The sequence below is a fragment of the Dysosmobacter sp. Phy genome (assembly GCF_054476235.1).
On sequence record NZ_CM136997.1, the window covers coordinates 2152372 to 2167932 of the forward strand.

Annotated in this window: 10 protein-coding genes, 4 tRNA genes and 3 rRNA genes; 14 read left to right on the forward strand and 3 right to left on the reverse strand. The window is 59.2% G+C overall.

The features are described 5' to 3' along the window. Positions 1-76 precede the first annotated feature (76 nt). The 14 genes from ACVDHE_RS10560 (at position 77) to ACVDHE_RS10625 (ending at position 11469) form a co-directional block, all read left to right on the forward strand. On the forward strand, positions 77-1600 hold the full coding sequence (locus ACVDHE_RS10560; RefSeq protein WP_458884547.1) for a sodium/proline symporter: 1524 nt from the start codon (positions 77-79) through the stop codon (positions 1598-1600). 436 nt (positions 1601-2036) lie between these two features. After that, positions 2037-3566, forward strand: a 16S ribosomal RNA gene (locus ACVDHE_RS10565). A gap of 112 nt (positions 3567-3678) precedes the next feature. Continuing rightward, positions 3679-3754, forward strand: a tRNA-Ala gene (locus tag ACVDHE_RS10570). Positions 3755-3833: 79 nt separating this feature from the next. After that, positions 3834-3910: transfer RNA gene (locus ACVDHE_RS10575), tRNA-Ile, on the forward strand. A 266-nt stretch (positions 3911-4176) separates the two neighbouring features. Continuing rightward, a 23S ribosomal RNA gene (locus tag ACVDHE_RS10580) occupies positions 4177-7018 on the forward strand. A gap of 93 nt (positions 7019-7111) precedes the next feature. Continuing rightward, positions 7112-7187: transfer RNA gene (locus tag ACVDHE_RS10585), tRNA-Lys, on the forward strand. 1 nt (position 7188) lies between these two features. After that, positions 7189-7263 (forward strand) — tRNA-Glu (locus ACVDHE_RS10590). A gap of 71 nt (positions 7264-7334) precedes the next feature. Beyond that, a 5S ribosomal RNA gene (gene rrf, locus ACVDHE_RS10595) occupies positions 7335-7450 on the forward strand. Together the 16S, 23S and 5S rRNA genes with 4 tRNA genes alongside form the textbook arrangement of a ribosomal RNA operon. A gap of 175 nt (positions 7451-7625) precedes the next feature. Continuing rightward, positions 7626-8105, forward strand: a complete 480-nt coding sequence (gene tnpA / locus ACVDHE_RS10600) for an IS200/IS605 family transposase (RefSeq protein WP_087270007.1) — start codon at positions 7626-7628, stop codon at positions 8103-8105. A 218-nt stretch (positions 8106-8323) separates the two neighbouring features. After that, positions 8324-9160: a VanW family protein gene (locus ACVDHE_RS10605; protein ID WP_458884548.1), complete on the forward strand. Its 837-nt coding sequence runs from the start codon at positions 8324-8326 to the stop codon at positions 9158-9160. A 73-nt stretch (positions 9161-9233) separates the two neighbouring features. Then, positions 9234-9500, forward strand: coding sequence for a hypothetical protein (locus ACVDHE_RS10610; protein WP_325225526.1), 267 nt, complete (start codon positions 9234-9236; stop codon positions 9498-9500). Between the two features lie 44 nt (positions 9501-9544). Continuing rightward, on the forward strand, positions 9545-9961 hold the full coding sequence (locus ACVDHE_RS10615; protein WP_458884549.1) for a DUF2752 domain-containing protein: 417 nt from the start codon (positions 9545-9547) through the stop codon (positions 9959-9961). A 103-nt stretch (positions 9962-10064) separates the two neighbouring features. After that, positions 10065-10559 carry an RNA polymerase sigma factor gene (locus tag ACVDHE_RS10620; RefSeq protein WP_458884550.1) on the forward strand — a complete coding sequence of 165 codons (495 nt, stop codon included), beginning with the start codon at positions 10065-10067 and terminating at the stop codon, positions 10557-10559. Then, positions 10552-11469, forward strand: a complete 918-nt coding sequence (locus ACVDHE_RS10625) for a hypothetical protein (RefSeq protein WP_458884551.1) — start codon at positions 10552-10554, stop codon at positions 11467-11469. Before ACVDHE_RS10620 ends, ACVDHE_RS10625 begins: the two co-directional genes overlap by 8 nt. A 50-nt stretch (positions 11470-11519) precedes the next feature. Here ACVDHE_RS10625 and glyA read toward each other — a convergent pair whose 3' ends face one another. The 3 genes from glyA to gcvPA are packed head-to-tail and all read right to left on the reverse strand — an operon-like array spanning position 11520 to position 15559. Next, the gene (glyA, locus tag ACVDHE_RS10630; protein ID WP_458884552.1) at positions 11520-12767 is read right to left on the reverse strand and encodes a serine hydroxymethyltransferase; all 1248 of its coding nucleotides are present in this window, start codon (positions 12765-12767) and stop codon (positions 11520-11522) included. Positions 12768-12791: 24 nt separating this feature from the next. Continuing rightward, a complete protein-coding gene (gene gcvPB / locus ACVDHE_RS10635) occupies positions 12792-14246 on the reverse strand; it encodes an aminomethyl-transferring glycine dehydrogenase subunit GcvPB (protein ID WP_458884553.1) in 1455 nt (484 codons plus the stop codon). Then, positions 14243-15559: an aminomethyl-transferring glycine dehydrogenase subunit GcvPA gene (gene gcvPA / locus ACVDHE_RS10640; protein ID WP_458884554.1), complete on the reverse strand. Its 1317-nt coding sequence runs from the start codon at positions 15557-15559 to the stop codon at positions 14243-14245. Before gcvPA ends, gcvPB begins: the two co-directional genes overlap by 4 nt. Between the last annotated feature and the right edge of the window lie 2 nt (positions 15560-15561).

Below are 15561 nucleotides of genomic sequence, written 5' to 3' on the forward strand. Positions count from 1 at the left end.
ATACTCTGTTCTGTATTTCATTCTGGTTTCGAGTGTGGTATCATCTTGCTCATTGAATGTCAAAAGGAGAGAGAGTATGACTACCGCACAAATCTGCATCTGCCTGGCCATCGCGATCTACCTGATCGCCATGCTGGGCGTCGGCGTCTGGTTCGCCAAGCGCAACAATTCCGTGGACGACTTCTACCTGGGTGGCCGGAAGCTGGGCCCCTTCGTCACCGCCATGAGCGCCGAGGCCAGCGACATGTCCTCCTGGCTGCTGATGGGCCTGCCGGGCGTGGCCTACCTGACCGGCCTGGCTGAGGCCAGCTGGACCGCCATCGGCCTGGCTATCGGCACCTACATCAACTGGCTGATCGTGGCCCGCCGCATCCGCCGGTATTCCAACCGTCTGGACGCCATCACCGTGCCCCAGTTCTTCTCCAAGCGCTGGGGCGATGAGCGGAACCTTCTGTCCGCCATCGCCGCCGTGGTAATCATCATTTTCTTCGTGCCGTATCTGGCCTCCGGCTTCTCCGCCTGCGGAAAGCTCTTTGCCAGCCTCTTCGGCGTGGAGTACATCACCGCCATGCTGATCTCCGCCGCCGTCATCGTGGTCTATACCGTCATGGGCGGCTTCCTGGCGGCCAGCTTTACCGACCTGATCCAGTCCATCATCATGACGGTGGCCCTGGTCGTGGTGCTGGGCTTCGGCGTGGTCAACGCCGGCGGCATGGACGCCGTGCTGGACAACGCCCGCTCCATGGCCGGCTACCTGTCCCTGAGCAACATCTACGACCCCGCCACCGGCGGCTCCAATCCATACAGCCTGCTGACCATCTGCTCCCTGCTGGCCTGGGGTCTGGGTTACTTCGGCATGCCCCATATTCTGCTGCGCTTTATGGCTATTGAAGAGGAGAAGAAGCTGACCCTCAGCCGCCGGGTAGCGACTACCTGGGTGGTCATCTCTATGGGGGTCGCCATCATCATCGGCGTAGTGGGCAGCGGTATGACCAAGGCCGGCACCCTGGATCAGCTGGCGGATTCCGAGACCATCATCGTCCGGATCGCCAGCCTCATCGGCAACCACGGGGTCTTTGCGGCCCTGGTGGCCGGTGTGATCCTGGCAGGCATCCTGGCTGCCACTATGTCCACGGCGGACTCCCAGCTGCTGGCTGCCTCCTCCTCCGTATCCCAGAACCTGGCAGTGGAGTTCTTCCACCTGAAGATCAGCGGGAAGAAGAGTGTGTTTGTGGCCCGTGCCACCATGGTGTGCGTGTCTCTGCTGGCGGCCTTCCTGGCCCGCGATCCCGACAGCTCCGTGTTCCGGGTGGTGTCCTTCGCCTGGGCGGGCTTCGGCGCGGCCTTCGGCCCCACCGTGCTTTTTGCGCTGTTCTGGAAGCGCTCTACCAAATGGGGCGCTCTGGCCGGTATGGTGGCCGGCGGCGCCATGGTGTTCATCTGGAAGTACTTGATCGCCCCCAGAGGCGGCGCTTGGGCCATCTATGAGCTGCTGCCTGCCTTCATCGTGGCCTCCGTTGCCATCGTGGTGGTGAGCCTGCTGACCGCCAAGCCCGATGCTGAGATTGAGAAGATCTTTGATGAGGTCTGGGCCAACTGAAGGGTAAACATTATAAATAAATAGCAAATTTGCTAAAGCCGGCCGCGTGAATAGCGCGGCCGACTTTTTTTGAAAAAGATCGAAAAAAGGTGTTGACAAGTGGTGGCAGGAGTGGTATTCTAAGCAAGCTGTTCGGGACGACCGGATGTGAGCCACAAAAACTTCGAAAAAAAGAAGAAAAAAGTGGTTGACAAATGAAGAGAGACCTGATATAATAGCAATGTTCCGCCGGGAGCGGCGTGCACCTTGTAAATTAAACAACGTAACGAAAAGAAAGCACCAGACGGACGCTTCTTTTGTGAGAGATCACGGAAGAAGAACCAAAGAAGCCGAAGGACCGGGTTGAGTCAATTATCGGTCGCGGAGGCAAAAGATGAAGCTATGGAAAATAGCTCTATGAAAGATTAGCTCGAGCTACGGCTCGTGTTGATACCATTTTATAGAGAGTTTGATCCTGGCTCAGGACGAACGCTGGCGGCGTGCTTAACACATGCAAGTCGAACGGAGCACCCCTGACTGAGGTTTCGGCCAAATGATGGGAATGCTTAGTGGCGGACTGGTGAGTAACGCGTGAGGAACCTGCCTTCCAGAGGGGGACAACAGTTGGAAACGACTGCTAATACCGCATGATGCATGACCGGGGCATCCCGGACATGCCAAAGATTTATCGCTGGAAGATGGCCTCGCGTCTGATTAGCTAGTAGGCGGGGTAACGGCCCACCTAGGCGACGATCAGTAGCCGGACTGAGAGGTTGACCGGCCACATTGGGACTGAGATACGGCCCAGACTCCTACGGGAGGCAGCAGTGGGGAATATTGGGCAATGGACGCAAGTCTGACCCAGCAACGCCGCGTGAAGGAAGAAGGCTTTCGGGTTGTAAACTTCTTTTGTCAGGGAACAGTAGAAGAGGGTACCTGACGAATAAGCCACGGCTAACTACGTGCCAGCAGCCGCGGTAATACGTAGGTGGCAAGCGTTGTCCGGATTTACTGGGTGTAAAGGGCGTGTAGCCGGGCTGATAAGTCAGATGTGAAATCTGGAGGCTCAACCTCCAAACTGCATTTGAAACTGTCGGTCTTGAGTATCGGAGAGGTAACCGGAATTCCTAGTGTAGCGGTGAAATGCGTAGATATTAGGAAGAACACCAGTGGCGAAGGCGGGTTACTGGACGACAACTGACGGTGAGGCGCGAAAGCGTGGGGAGCAAACAGGATTAGATACCCTGGTAGTCCACGCTGTAAACGATCAATACTAGGTGTGCGGGGACTGACCCCCTGCGTGCCGCAGTTAACACAATAAGTATTGCACCTGGGGAGTACGATCGCAAGGTTGAAACTCAAAGGAATTGACGGGGGCCCGCACAAGCGGTGGATTATGTGGTTTAATTCGAAGCAACGCGAAGAACCTTACCAGGGCTTGACATCCTGCTAACGAAGTAGAGATACATCAGGTGCCCTTCGGGGAAAGCAGAGACAGGTGGTGCATGGTTGTCGTCAGCTCGTGTCGTGAGATGTTGGGTTAAGTCCCGCAACGAGCGCAACCCCTATTGTTAGTTGCTACGCAAGAGCACTCTAGCGAGACTGCCGTTGACAAAACGGAGGAAGGTGGGGACGACGTCAAATCATCATGCCCCTTATGTCCTGGGCTACACACGTAATACAATGGCGGTCAACAGAGGGAGGCAAAGCCGCGAGGCAGAGCGAACCCCTAAAAGCCGTCCCAGTTCGGATCGCAGGCTGCAACCCGCCTGCGTGAAGTCGGAATCGCTAGTAATCGCGGATCAGCATGCCGCGGTGAATACGTTCCCGGGCCTTGTACACACCGCCCGTCACACCATGAGAGTCGGGAACACCCGAAGTCCGTAGCCTAACCGCAAGGGGGGCGCGGCCGAAGGTGGGTTCGATAATTGGGGTGAAGTCGTAACAAGGTAGCCGTATCGGAAGGTGCGGCTGGATCACCTCCTTTCTAAGGAGACCTCGATCAGTGAGACATCTGGTCGTAACATCCTGGTCAGACGTTTGGAGCGTCGAGTAGTTACGTTGTTTAATTTAGAGGGTACACGCCCTAGGGGATACGAGGGGATATAGCTCAGCTGGGAGAGCGCCTGCCTTGCAAGCAGGAGGTCGCCGGTTCGATCCCGACTATCTCCACCATACTTTCTTTTGAAAAAGAAAGTAGGCAAAGAAAACTTTAATAAGGCGCTTTCAACAGGTCGTAAGATCTGAGAGAGACGGGCCCGTAGCTCAGCTGGCTAGAGCGTACGACTGATAATCGTAAGGTCGGTGGTTCGAGCCCACTCGGGCCCACCAGAAGACGGCATTTGCTGTCGGATCTCAAAGCCCAAGGGATTGGACTTTGAGATCTGGCTTCAAACGAGGCTGGAAAAGCTGCACCTTGAAAACTGAACAATGTGACATGTATGAAGTAAGGCAACAGAGAGGTTGCTGCGTCAAAAGACGCGGCAAGCAAATTTTAATTGTGGAACACATCTGAAAAGATGAGGGTAACGATTACAATTTCAATCTTTGTGAAGCCTGCATAATTCTTAAGAGAACCAAGATTTCTCTGACTGAAAGGTCAAGCTGGAAAGAGCGCAAGGGGAATGCCTTGGCATCAGGAGCCGACGAAGGACGCGATAAGCTGCGATAAGCTTCGGGGAGGAGCAAATATCCTGTGATCCGGAGATTTCCGAATGGGGCAACCCACACAGGCAATACCTGTGTAGCGTGCGTTGAATCAAATAGGCGTACGCGGGGAACCGCCTGAACTGAAACATCTAAGTAGGGCGAGGAAAAGACATCAACCGAGATTCCGCTAGTAGTGGCGAGCGAACGCGGAGGAGGCCAAACCGGAGGATTTATTCTCCGGGGTTGCGGACGATCATACGGTGCACTAGTTTAGCCGAAGGGTCTGGGAAGGCCCGCCACAGAGGGTGAGAGCCCCGTAGGCGAAAGGCGATGTGCACTCGATCGGATCCAGAGTACCGCGGGACACGTGAAACCCCGTGGGAAACCGGGTGGACCACCATCCAAGCCTAAATACTACCTGATGACCGATAGAGGAGCAGTACCGTGAGGGAAAGGTGAAAAGGACCCCGGGAGGGGAGTGAAAGAGAACCTGAAACCTTGTGCTTACAAGCAGTCAAAGCACGTTAATGTGTGATGGCGTACTTTTTGTAGAACGGTCCGGCGAGTTATAGTAACGAGCAAGCTTAAGGTATTCAGTACCGGAGGCGAAGCGAGAGCAAGTCTGAATAGGGCGTGTAAAGTTCGTTGCCATAGACCCGAAACCGGGTGACCTACCCATGAGCAGGTTGAAGTGGGGGTGAAACCCCATGGAGGACCGAACCGACCCCCGTTGCAATGGTGGCGGATGACTTGTGGGTAGCGGTGAAATTCCAATCGAACTCGGAGATAGCTGGTTCTCCCCGAAATAGCTTTAGGGCTAGCGTTATGTTAGATTACCGGAGGTAAAGCACTGAATGGTTTAGGGGCTGATAAAGTTACCGACGCCTATCAAACTAAGAATGCCGGCTAATTGATGCATAGCAGTCAGACAGTGTGAGATAAGTTTCATTGTCAAAAGGGAAACAGCCCAGACCCACAGCTAAGGTCCCCAATATACGCTAAGTGGAAAACGATGTGGAATTGCGAAAACAACCAGGATGTTGGCTTAGAAGCAGCCACTCATTAAAAGAGTGCGTAATAGCTCACTGGTCGAGTGACTCTGCGCGGAAAATGTAACGGGGCTAAGCGTATAACCGAAGCTTGGGATTGTCGAAAGACAGTGGTAGGGGAGCGTTCTGTACGGGGCGAAGTCGCAGCGGGAGCAGCGGTGGACTGTACAGAAGTGAGAATGCCGGAATGAGTAGCGAGAATTATGTGGGAATCATAATGGCCGAAAATCTAAGGTTTCTTGGGGAAGGTTCGTCCGCCCAAGGTAAGTCGGGAGCTAAGGCGAGGCCGAACGGCGTAGTCGATGCACATACGGTAGAAATTCCGTAACCACCGAACTTTAAGCCAGAGGGACACTTTGAGATAGCCGAACCCGGGCGTTGGTTGACCCGGGCGAAAGGGAGCGAAATATAGTAGCGAAGTCGGCGATGCTTGGAGGCGAGAAAAGCTCTGGGGTATACTAAGGTGCCCGTACCGCAAACCGACACAGGTAGATGAGGAGAGAATCCTAAGGCCAACGGGAGAAGGGTTGTTAAGGAACTCGGCAAGTTGACCCCGTAACTTCGGAATAAGGGGAGCCTCGAAAGAGGCCGCAGTGAAAAGGCCCAAGCAACTGTTTACCAAAAACACAGGTCTATGCTAAATCGAAAGATGACGTATATGGGCTGACGCCTGCCCGGTGCCGGAAGGTTAAGAGGAGATGTCAGCCGCAAGGTGAAGCATTGAATTGAAGCCCCGGTAAACGGCGGCCGTAACTATAACGGTCCTAAGGTAGCGAAATTCCTTGTCAGGTAAGTTCTGACCCGCACGAAAGGCGTAATGATTTGGGCACTGTCTCAACAGCCCGCCCGGCGAAATTGTAGTACCGGTGAAGATGCCGGTTACCCGCAACTAGACGGAAAGACCCCATGGAGCTTTACTGCAGCTTAATACTGGAAATCGGTAATTCATGTACAGGATAGGTGGGAGACATGGAAGCCCGGGCGTCAGCTTGGGTGGAGTCGCCGGTGGGATACCACTCTTGGATTGCTGATTTTCTAACCTGCGGCCGTGAATCCGGTCGGGGGACACTGTTAGGCGGGCAGTTTGACTGGGGCGGTCGCCTCCTAAAGTGTAACGGAGGCGCTCAAAGGTTGGCTCAGCACGGACGGAAATCGTGCAGTGAGTGTAAACGCAGAAGCCAGCCTAACTGCGAGACCGACGGGTCGAGCAGTAACGAAAGTTGGAGTTAGTGATCCGGTGGTATGTGAGTGGAAATGCCATCGCTCAACGGATAAAAGCTACCCTGGGGATAACAGGCTGATCTCCCCCAAGCGTCCACAGCGACGGGGAGGTTTGGCACCTCGATGTCGGCTCGTCACATCCTGGGGCTGAATTCGGTCCCAAGGGTTCGGCTGTTCGCCGATTAAAGTGGCACGCGAGCTGGGTTCAGAACGTCGTGAGACAGTTCGGTCCCTATCTGTTGCGGGCGTAAGAGATTTGAAGGGAGCTGTCCTTAGTACGAGAGGACCGGGATGGACGTACCTCTGGTGCACCAGTTGTTCTGCCAAGGGCATAGCTGGGTAGCTAAGTACGGACGAGATAAACGCTGAAAGCATCTAAGCGTGAAACTCCCCCTAAGATGAGATCTCTCACCTCGAAAGAGGGTAAGGGCCCAGGAGGACTACCTGGTAGATAGGCCGGAGGTGGAAGTGCAGTAATGCATGCAGCTGACCGGTACTAATAGCCCGAGGGCTTGACCTACAAGAAGAAAGCAGGCGGCCTGAAGAAGTGGATGTCACATTGTTCGGTTTTGAGGGTGCAGCGAAAAGCGCACGCTCGTGAAAAGAAGAGTATGCACCTTTAGCTCAGTTGGTAGAGCAACTGACTCTTAATCAGTGGGTCCCCGGTTCGAGTCCGTGAAGGTGCACCATGGCCCGTTGGTCAAGTGGTTAAGACAGCGGCCTCTCACGCCGTTAACATCGGTTCGAATCCGGTACGGGTCACCAAACTCTTCTTGACAAAGAGAGCAAAAGACAATATAATACAGGATGTTCTCCGGCAAAGCCGGAAGACAGAAGTTGGTGCTGATTAGGGCGAGGGTCCACCCGTTCCCATTCCGAACACGGTAGTTAAGCTCGTTCCTGCCGACAATACTTGGCTGGCGACGGCCCGGGAAAATAGGTAGCGCCAACACTGAGACACACTCGCATGAGTGTGTCTTTGTTTTTGGTGGTACCAAAGGCAACCCCCGGCTAAGCCGGGGGTAAAAAATAGCTTAAAGCGAGGAGAAAAGTAGAAAAAGAAAAAACTCCCTGATAAGGTAGAAGTGGTTTGCCGACCACACAACTACGATAACAGGGAGGTCTTCATCGTGAAAGACAAAGACATAAGTAGTTTAGAGCATACGAGTTGGAGATGTCAATATCACATCGTATTTGCACCAAAATATCGGAGGATGGAGATATATGGACAAATAAAACAGGATATAGGAGTGATATTGAGGAAACTGTGCCAGCAGAAGGGGGTAGAAATAATAGAAGCCAGAGCGTGTCCGGATCATATCCATATGCTGATAAGTATCCCACCCAAGTACAGCGTGTCACAGATTATGGGGTATTTAAAGGGGAAGAGCAGTCTGATGATATTTGACCGACATGCGAATCTAAAATATAAGTATGGGAATCGGCACTTTTGGGCGAGAGGATATTATGTGGATACAGTGGGACGGAATAAAAAGCAGATAGCAGAGTATATCCGAAATCAACTGGCATCGGATCAAATAGCAGACCAGATAGGGCTGAAAGAGTTTGTTGACCCGTTTACGGGTCGCGAGAACAAGAAGGCATAAGAGGAACCCCTTAAGGGGTAGCCCGAGAAAGAAATGCAGTCGGCAAACCTTTCGGGGCCCCTTAAGGGGCTTCGTCCGTATCTGGCCCTTATAGGGCCTACTCAAGCCTCCGGCTCAGCCGGAGGTTTTGACTTGTTTCGTAACCACTTTGTAGCCGTTTGAGGTGGCACATCTCTCCTTTTTTCAAGAAAATAAAAGGCGAAAGGAGGCGACTGGACGTGGTGGACCCCAACAACAAGCAGCTCCGTCCGCCTATTCGCCGCAGCTGGCTACGGCTGCGGCTGGGCAAGGCGTACTATGCGGGACTGCGGTATCTGCTGTGGTGCTCTCCCAAATTCCGCTGGGCCAAGGAGCAGCGGACAGAGCAGCTGCCTCAGGTCCAGTTTGCCCACGCCACGCCCCTGTACCGCCATCTGCGGGGGGAGGAGATGGTTCTCCAGGAGAACAAGGTGGTGAATCTGCGGCTGGCTGTGGCCCGGCTGAACGGGCTAGTGCTGGCGCCGGGGGAGACCTTCAGTTATTGGCGTCTGATCGGAAAGCCCACCCGCCGCAAGGGTTACAAGGAGGGGATGGTGCTGTTTTTGGGCCATGTGGGCAGCGATGTCGGCGGTGGATTATGTCAGCTTTCCAACCTGATCTTCTGGATGACGCTCCACACGCCCCTGACGGTGGTAGAGCGGTACCGGCACTCTCACGACGTGTTTCCCGACGCCAATCGTACCCAGCCCTTCGGAAGCGGCGCTACCTGCGCCTATCCCCACCGGGACCTGATGATCCGCAACGACACGGACCAGCCCTTCCAGCTGTGCCTGCGGGTGGGGGAGACCTGCCTGGAGGGGCAGTGGCGGGCACTGCGCCCCCCGGTCTGCCGGTATGAAATCGTAGAGCGGGACCACCGGATGGACCAGGCCGCCTGGGGCGGCTACGTCCGGCACAACGCCCTGTACCGGCGGCTGTGGGACCGCGACGGGCGGCTGGTGGAGGAGCAGTTCCTCTTTGCCAACGACGCCATCATGATGTACAGCCCTCTGCTGGAGGAAGCGGAGGGTTGTTAATCGGCAGGAAAAATGGTATACTGTGTAAAAAGCGGCGATTTACCGCAGGAAAATAAATAAGTGAGGTGTTTTCATGGATTCTAAGACCACAGGTATTGTGGCCTACATCACCTGGATCGGTCTGGTCATCGCGCTGGTAGCCGGCGACCGGGAGGGGGCCAAGTTCCATCTGAACCAGGCGCTGGTGATCTGGATTGCGGGGTTGTTCGGCGTGATCCCCTGCATCGGCTGGATCTGGGGCATTTTCTGCTTCGTCTGCGCCCTCATGGGATTGATCGCCGCCATCAACGGCGAGGAGAAGGAAGTTCCCCTGCTGGGCAGGATCAAGCTGCTGAAGTAAGCGGAGGCTGCGCCCGGGGCGCGGCCTCTTTTCATGGAGGAGCGATGGACGAACGACGCAGAATGACGGACCGGGAGGTCTACCCCGCCGCCTGGATCCTGGTGGGGATGCTGGCCCTGGCGTATCTCATCTGGCGGTACGCCCTGGGCAGCCCCACGGTTAGCCGGTGCTGGGTGTGGGAGCACTGGGGGCTCTACTGCCCGGGCTGCGGCGGCACCCGTACGGTGATCGCCCTGGCCCACGGACAGCTGCTGAAGGCTTTGTACTACCACCCGGCGGTGCCGGTGCTGGCGGCGCTGGGGGGCGTGTACCTGGTCTCCCAGACCGTGTGGCGCCTGAGGGGCCGCCGGGGCTGGGTCCTGCGGTACGACCCCCGGTGGCCCGCCATGCTGGTGGGGCTGTTTCTGGCCAACTGCGCGGTGCGGAACCTGCTGTGGCTGGGCTTTGGCATCGGGATCTGAATTTGCCGGACGCCGGGAGAGACCGGCGCCCGGCAAATATTTTTTTACCCTGTAACAATTTCCGGCTTTTCCGCATCATGCGTACAGAGAGGAGGCGAGGCCCATGGCGATTTCCCAGGCGGACCGGGACTGGTTCTGTGACCGGCTGCGGGAGAATTGGACCAGTCTGTACCGGCTCGCCCGCAGCATCACCGGCAGCGACGCCGACGCCCAGGAGGCCATGGCCCAGGCGGCCTACCTGGCCTGGGCCCGCTTCGGGCAGCTGCGGCAGCGGGAGAAGTTCCGCTCCTGGCTTCTGAAGATCGCCGCCAACGAGGCCCGGCAGCTCTGCCGCCGCCGGGAGCGGACCGTGCCGCTGGAGGCATTGGGGACAGAGCCCGCCGCCCCGGAGAGGGAGCCGGAGGACCACAGCCTCTGGCAGGCGGTCCAGGCCCTGCCCCGGGACCAGCGGGAGGCGGTGGTGCTGTTTTACTGGGAGGACCTGCCCACGGAGGAGATCGCCCGGATCGTGGGCGCCGCGCCGGGCACGGTGCGGGTGCGGCTGAGCCGGGCGAGAGAGCAGCTGCGGAAATGGCTGGAGGTGGAACGGGATGGATGAGCTGGATCTGCGTCTGCGGGCCATGGCCTACAGAGAAGCGGTGCCCCTGCCGCCGGAGTGCGGGGCCCTGTTGGACCGGCTGGAGGGGGAGATCCGCGGAGGTAAGGAGCGACGTCCCCGCCGGAAACTGGGCCGCCGGACATTGCTGCTAGCGGCAGCCGCGGCGGTTCTGTCAGCGTCCGTGCTGGCAGCCGAGCTGTGGCACTTGCGGATCGAAGAGATTTCAGTGGGGCAGGAGGAGTCCAGCTATCGGGTGGACGGAGACATTCCCGCTGTTCCACTGGAGTCCTTCTCTCGTGAGATTTGGGCCATTATGGAAAGAGTGCCTGAAAAGGCGGCAGGGCAAAATCCTCTCCTGATGAGCACAACGCCGGGATACTGGTTTGGAACGTTTGACAGCTGGACAAAATGTGAGGACTTTGTGGGATTCCCCCTGCGCAACCCTCTGGAGGAGGCGGAGTTGTTGGAGATGGCCAATTACGCTGCCATCCCCCGAGATGCGCAGACACTGGACGAGAACAGCAGGCGGCACTGCGCCGTCACTTTAAACGGCTCTGCCAACGGAGAATTGCAGAGTGTTCAGGTAGATGCGGGCTATCTTATGGGCGAAATTCGGATTCAGATGTCTGTAAATCTCTATCCGGAGGGAAGCTTTCTGGACCCGGGGACCGGGGCCGTATGGATTGGAGAGGCGGACTTCACCCTGACCTCTGGCGTAACCGGCAGCAAGGTTCCCTATTCCCTGGTGGTAACGGAAACGCCGGAGAATGAATACTATCATGATTTTTCCAGTGCGGATGCGTTTTTCATCCTGGAAAATGGTTTGTATGCATTGCACGCAGTTTCCCCCGGCAGGGAGAGCGGAGGAGCGGCCAGAGCGGCGCTTGAGCAGATGCTGGAACTGTTTTGAACATGGAAAATCCCCCGGCTCATACAAGAGCCGGGGGATTTTTTAGCAGCTCAGTTGTAGATGGGGAACTGACGGCACAGGGCGTCCACCTCGGAACGAACCTGATCCTTGCAGCCCTCGAAGTCCCGGGCCACCATGGCCATCCACTCCGCGATCTTCACCATCTCCGGCTCTTTGAAGCCCCGGGTGGTGGCGGCGGGGGTGCCCACCCGGATGCCGCTGGTGACGAAGGGCTTCTCCGGGTCGTTGGGGATGGCGTTCTTGTTGACGGTGATCTGGACCTCGTCCAGCCGGTGCTCGAACTCCTTGCCGGTGATGTGGAAGTTCCGCACGTCCACCAGGCACAGGTGGTTGTCGGTGCCGCCGGAGACCAGGCGGAAGCCCTGCTTCTGCAGCTCCTCCGCCAGTACGGCGGCGTTCTTCACCACCTGCTTGCCGTACTCCTTGAACTCGGGCTTGAGCGCCTCGCCGAAGCACACGGCCTTGGCGGCGATGATGTGCTCCAGAGGGCCGCCCTGGGAGCCGGGGAACACGGCGGAGTTGATCTTCTTGAAGATCTCGTCGTCATTGCACAGGATCAGACCGCCCCGGGGGCCCCGCAGGGTCTTGTGGGTGGTGGAGGTGACCACGTCGGCGTAGGGGATGGGGGAGGGATGGACCCCGGCGGCCACGAGACCGGCGATGTGGGCCATGTCCACCATCAGATAGGCGCCCACGGCGTCCGCCACCTCCCGGAACTTGGCGAAGTCGATGGTCCGGGGATAGGCGCTGGCGCCGGCGATGATCATTTTGGGCTTGCACTCCTTGGCTACGGCCATCAGCTGGTCGTAGTCGATCATCTCCGTCTCATCATTGAGGCCGTAGGGCACGATGTGGAAGTACTTGCCGGAGATGTTGACGGGGCTGCCGTGGCTGAGGTGGCCGCCGTGGGCCAGGTTCATGCCCAGCACCGTGTCGCCGGGCTGCACCAGGGCCATGAAGGCCGCCAGGTTGGCGTTGGCGCCGGAGTGGGGCTGGACGTTGGCGTGCTTGCAGCCGAAGAGCTCGCAGGCCCGGTTCCGGGCGATGTCCTCGGTCACGTCCACGGCGTAGCAGCCGCCGTAGTACCGCTTGCCGGGATAGCCTTCGGCGTACTTGTTGGTCAGGCACGTGCCCATGGCCAGCATGACGGCCTCGCTGACGATGTTCTCCGAGGCGATCAGCTCGATGTTGCGGCGCTCCCGAGCGAACTCCTCCTGGATGGAGGCGCCCACCTCCGGGTCCGCCTGGGCGATGAACTTCATTGTCTCCTGGATCATGGCAAGTCTCTCCTCTGTCTCGATTTAAGAATGGGCGGCTTCCCCGTCTCCGACGGGGAACTCATACCGCAGCACCGGGTTCCGGGCGGCGCCCACCTCGTCCAACCGGCGGACGGGAGTGCGCCGGGGCGCCTCGCGGAGGGACTGGGGGTTCCGCAGGGCGTCCTGATAGAGCTGCTCGAACACGGCGCAGGCCTCGTCCATGGTCTCCCTGCTCTCCGTCTCCGTGGGCTCCACCATCAGCGCCTCGTGGACGATGAGGGGGAAGTACATGGTGGGCGGATGGATGCCGTGGTCCAGCAGGCCCTTGGCGATGTCCATGGCGCTGACGCCGGTGTCCTTGCGGAGCTTTTCCAGCGTCATGACGAATTCGTGCATACACCAGCCATTGTACGCCATGTCGTAGGTTTTGGCAAGTCTCCACATCATGTAGTTGGCGTTGAGCACGGCGTTCTCCGACGCCTCCGGCACGCCCTCCCGGCCCAAAGTCAGCAGGTACGCCAGGGCCTTCACCGTCACGGTGAAGTTGCCGTAGAAGCCCTTGACCCGACCGATGGAGTGGGCGGGGGTAAAGAAGCCGTAGCCGTCCTCCGTTTTTTCCACCTGGGGCCCCGGCAGGAAGTCCCGCAGCAGCGCCTTGCAGCCCACGGGGCCGGAGCCGGGCCCGCCGCCGCCGTGGGGGGCGGCGAAGGTCTTGTGGAGGTTCAGGTGGCACACGTCGAAGCCCATGTCGCCGGGCCGCACCACGCCGGCCACGGCGTTGAGGTTGGCGCCGTCGTAGTAGCAAAGGCCCCCGGCCTCGTGGACGATGCGGGTGATGGAGAGGATGTTCTTATCGAAGATGCCCACGGTGTTGGGATTGGTCAGCATCAGTCCCGCGGTGTCGGGTCCCACGGCGGCGGAGAGGGCGGCGAGGTCCACGCAGCCGTCGGTGCCGGAGGGGATGTTCACCACGTCGAACCCGGCCATCCGGGCGGAGGCGGGGTTGGTGCCGTGGGCGGAGTCGGGGACGATGATCTTGGTGCGGGCGCTGTCGCCGCGGTGGGTGTGATAGGCCTTGATGAGCAGCAGTCCGGTGAATTCCCCGTGGGCGCCGGCGGCGGGCTGGAGGGTCACGGCGTCCATGCCGGTGACGGCGCACAGGGACTGCTCCAGCGTCCACAACGCCTCCAGGCAGCCCTGGACCGTGGAGACGGGCTGGAGGGGATGGATCTTCGTGAAGCCCGGCAGGGCCGCCAGCTCCTCGTCGATCTTGGGGTTGTACTTCATGGTGCAGGAGCCCAAGGGATAGAACCCGTCGTTGACGCCGTGGACCCGGTCGCACAGCTGCTTGTAGTGACGGGTCAGCTCGTTCTCACCCACGTGGGGCAGCCGGGGCGGATCGGTCCGCTCCCGGTCCAGGCGGACCTCCGGCACGTCGCAGGGAGGCAGCAGGCTCAGCCCCTGGCCGGGGTGGCCCTTTTCAAAGATGGTTTTCACTGCGCCAGCACCTCCTTCACGATGTCCGCAGCCCTGTCCAGATCTTCCCGGCTCACCAGCTCCGTGGCGCACCAGAGGAGGCCGCCCTCCACGGGCAGGCCGCCCAGGATGTCCGCCCGGGCCAGGGCGCTGAGGATCTGCTCCCCAGTCTCCGGGGTGCAGGCGGTGACGAACTCGTGGAAATAGGGGCCCTCGTGGGCCAGGGGCAGTCCGGCCTGGGCCAGACGCTCCGCCAGATAATGGGCCTTGGACAGGGACTGCCGGGCGGCCTGGGCAAGGCCCTCCGCGCCCATAGCGCTGAGGTACAGCCCGGCAGTAAAGGCGCACAGGGCCTGGTTGGAGCAGATGTTGCTGCTGGCCTTCTCCCGGCGGATATGCTGCTCCCGGGCAGTCAGGGTCAGGACGTAGCCCACCTTGCCGTCCACGTCGTGGGTCCGGCCCACGATGCGGCCGGGCAGCTGGCGCATGAGCTTTTTGGTGGCGGCCATGAAGCCCAGGTACGGCCCGCCGAAGGCGGTGTCCAGGCCCAGGGGCTGGCCGTCGCCCACGGCCACGTCGGCGCCGCAGGCGGCGGGGGTCTCCAGCAGGGCGCAGGCGATGGGGTTCACACCCATGACAAACTTGGCCCCGGCGGCGTGGACGATCTCGCCGATCTCGGCGGCGTCCTCGATCAGGCCGAAGTAGTTGGGCTGGGCCAGGTAGAAGCAGGCCGCGTCGTCGCCCAGGGCGGCGGAGAGGGCCTCCTTGTCAGTGCGGCCGCCGGGGGCGGGCACCACGGTCAGCTCCACGCCGGAGCCGAAGCAGTAGGTCCGCATGGTCTCGATGACCTCCGGATGGGCGGCGGCGGACACCAGTGCCCGGCGGCGCCTGCGGTCCACGCACATGGTGATGGCCTCCGCCGCGGCGGTGGCCCCGTCGTAGACGGAGGCGTTGGACACGTCCATGCCGGTCAGTTCGCAGATCATGGTCTGGTACTCGAAGATGGACTGGAGGATGCCCTGGCTGATCTCCGCCTGATAGGGGGTGTAGGCGGTGACCAGCTCCTCCCGGGAGGCGATGGACTTGACCACCGCGGGGATATAGTGCCGGTAGGCGCCGGCGCCCCGGAGGCAGGTGCGGAACACATGGTTCTTCTCCGCCATGGCGGTCACGGCCCGGCGGACCTCCAGCTCGCTCTTCCCGGCAGGCAGGTCCAGTTCCTTGACGAACATCTCCTCCGGCACGTTGGCGTACAGGTCCCGGATGCCGGAGGCGCCCATGGCCTCCAGCATCTCCTGCCGCACCGCCGGGGAGTTGGGTACGTAGCTGCCCATGG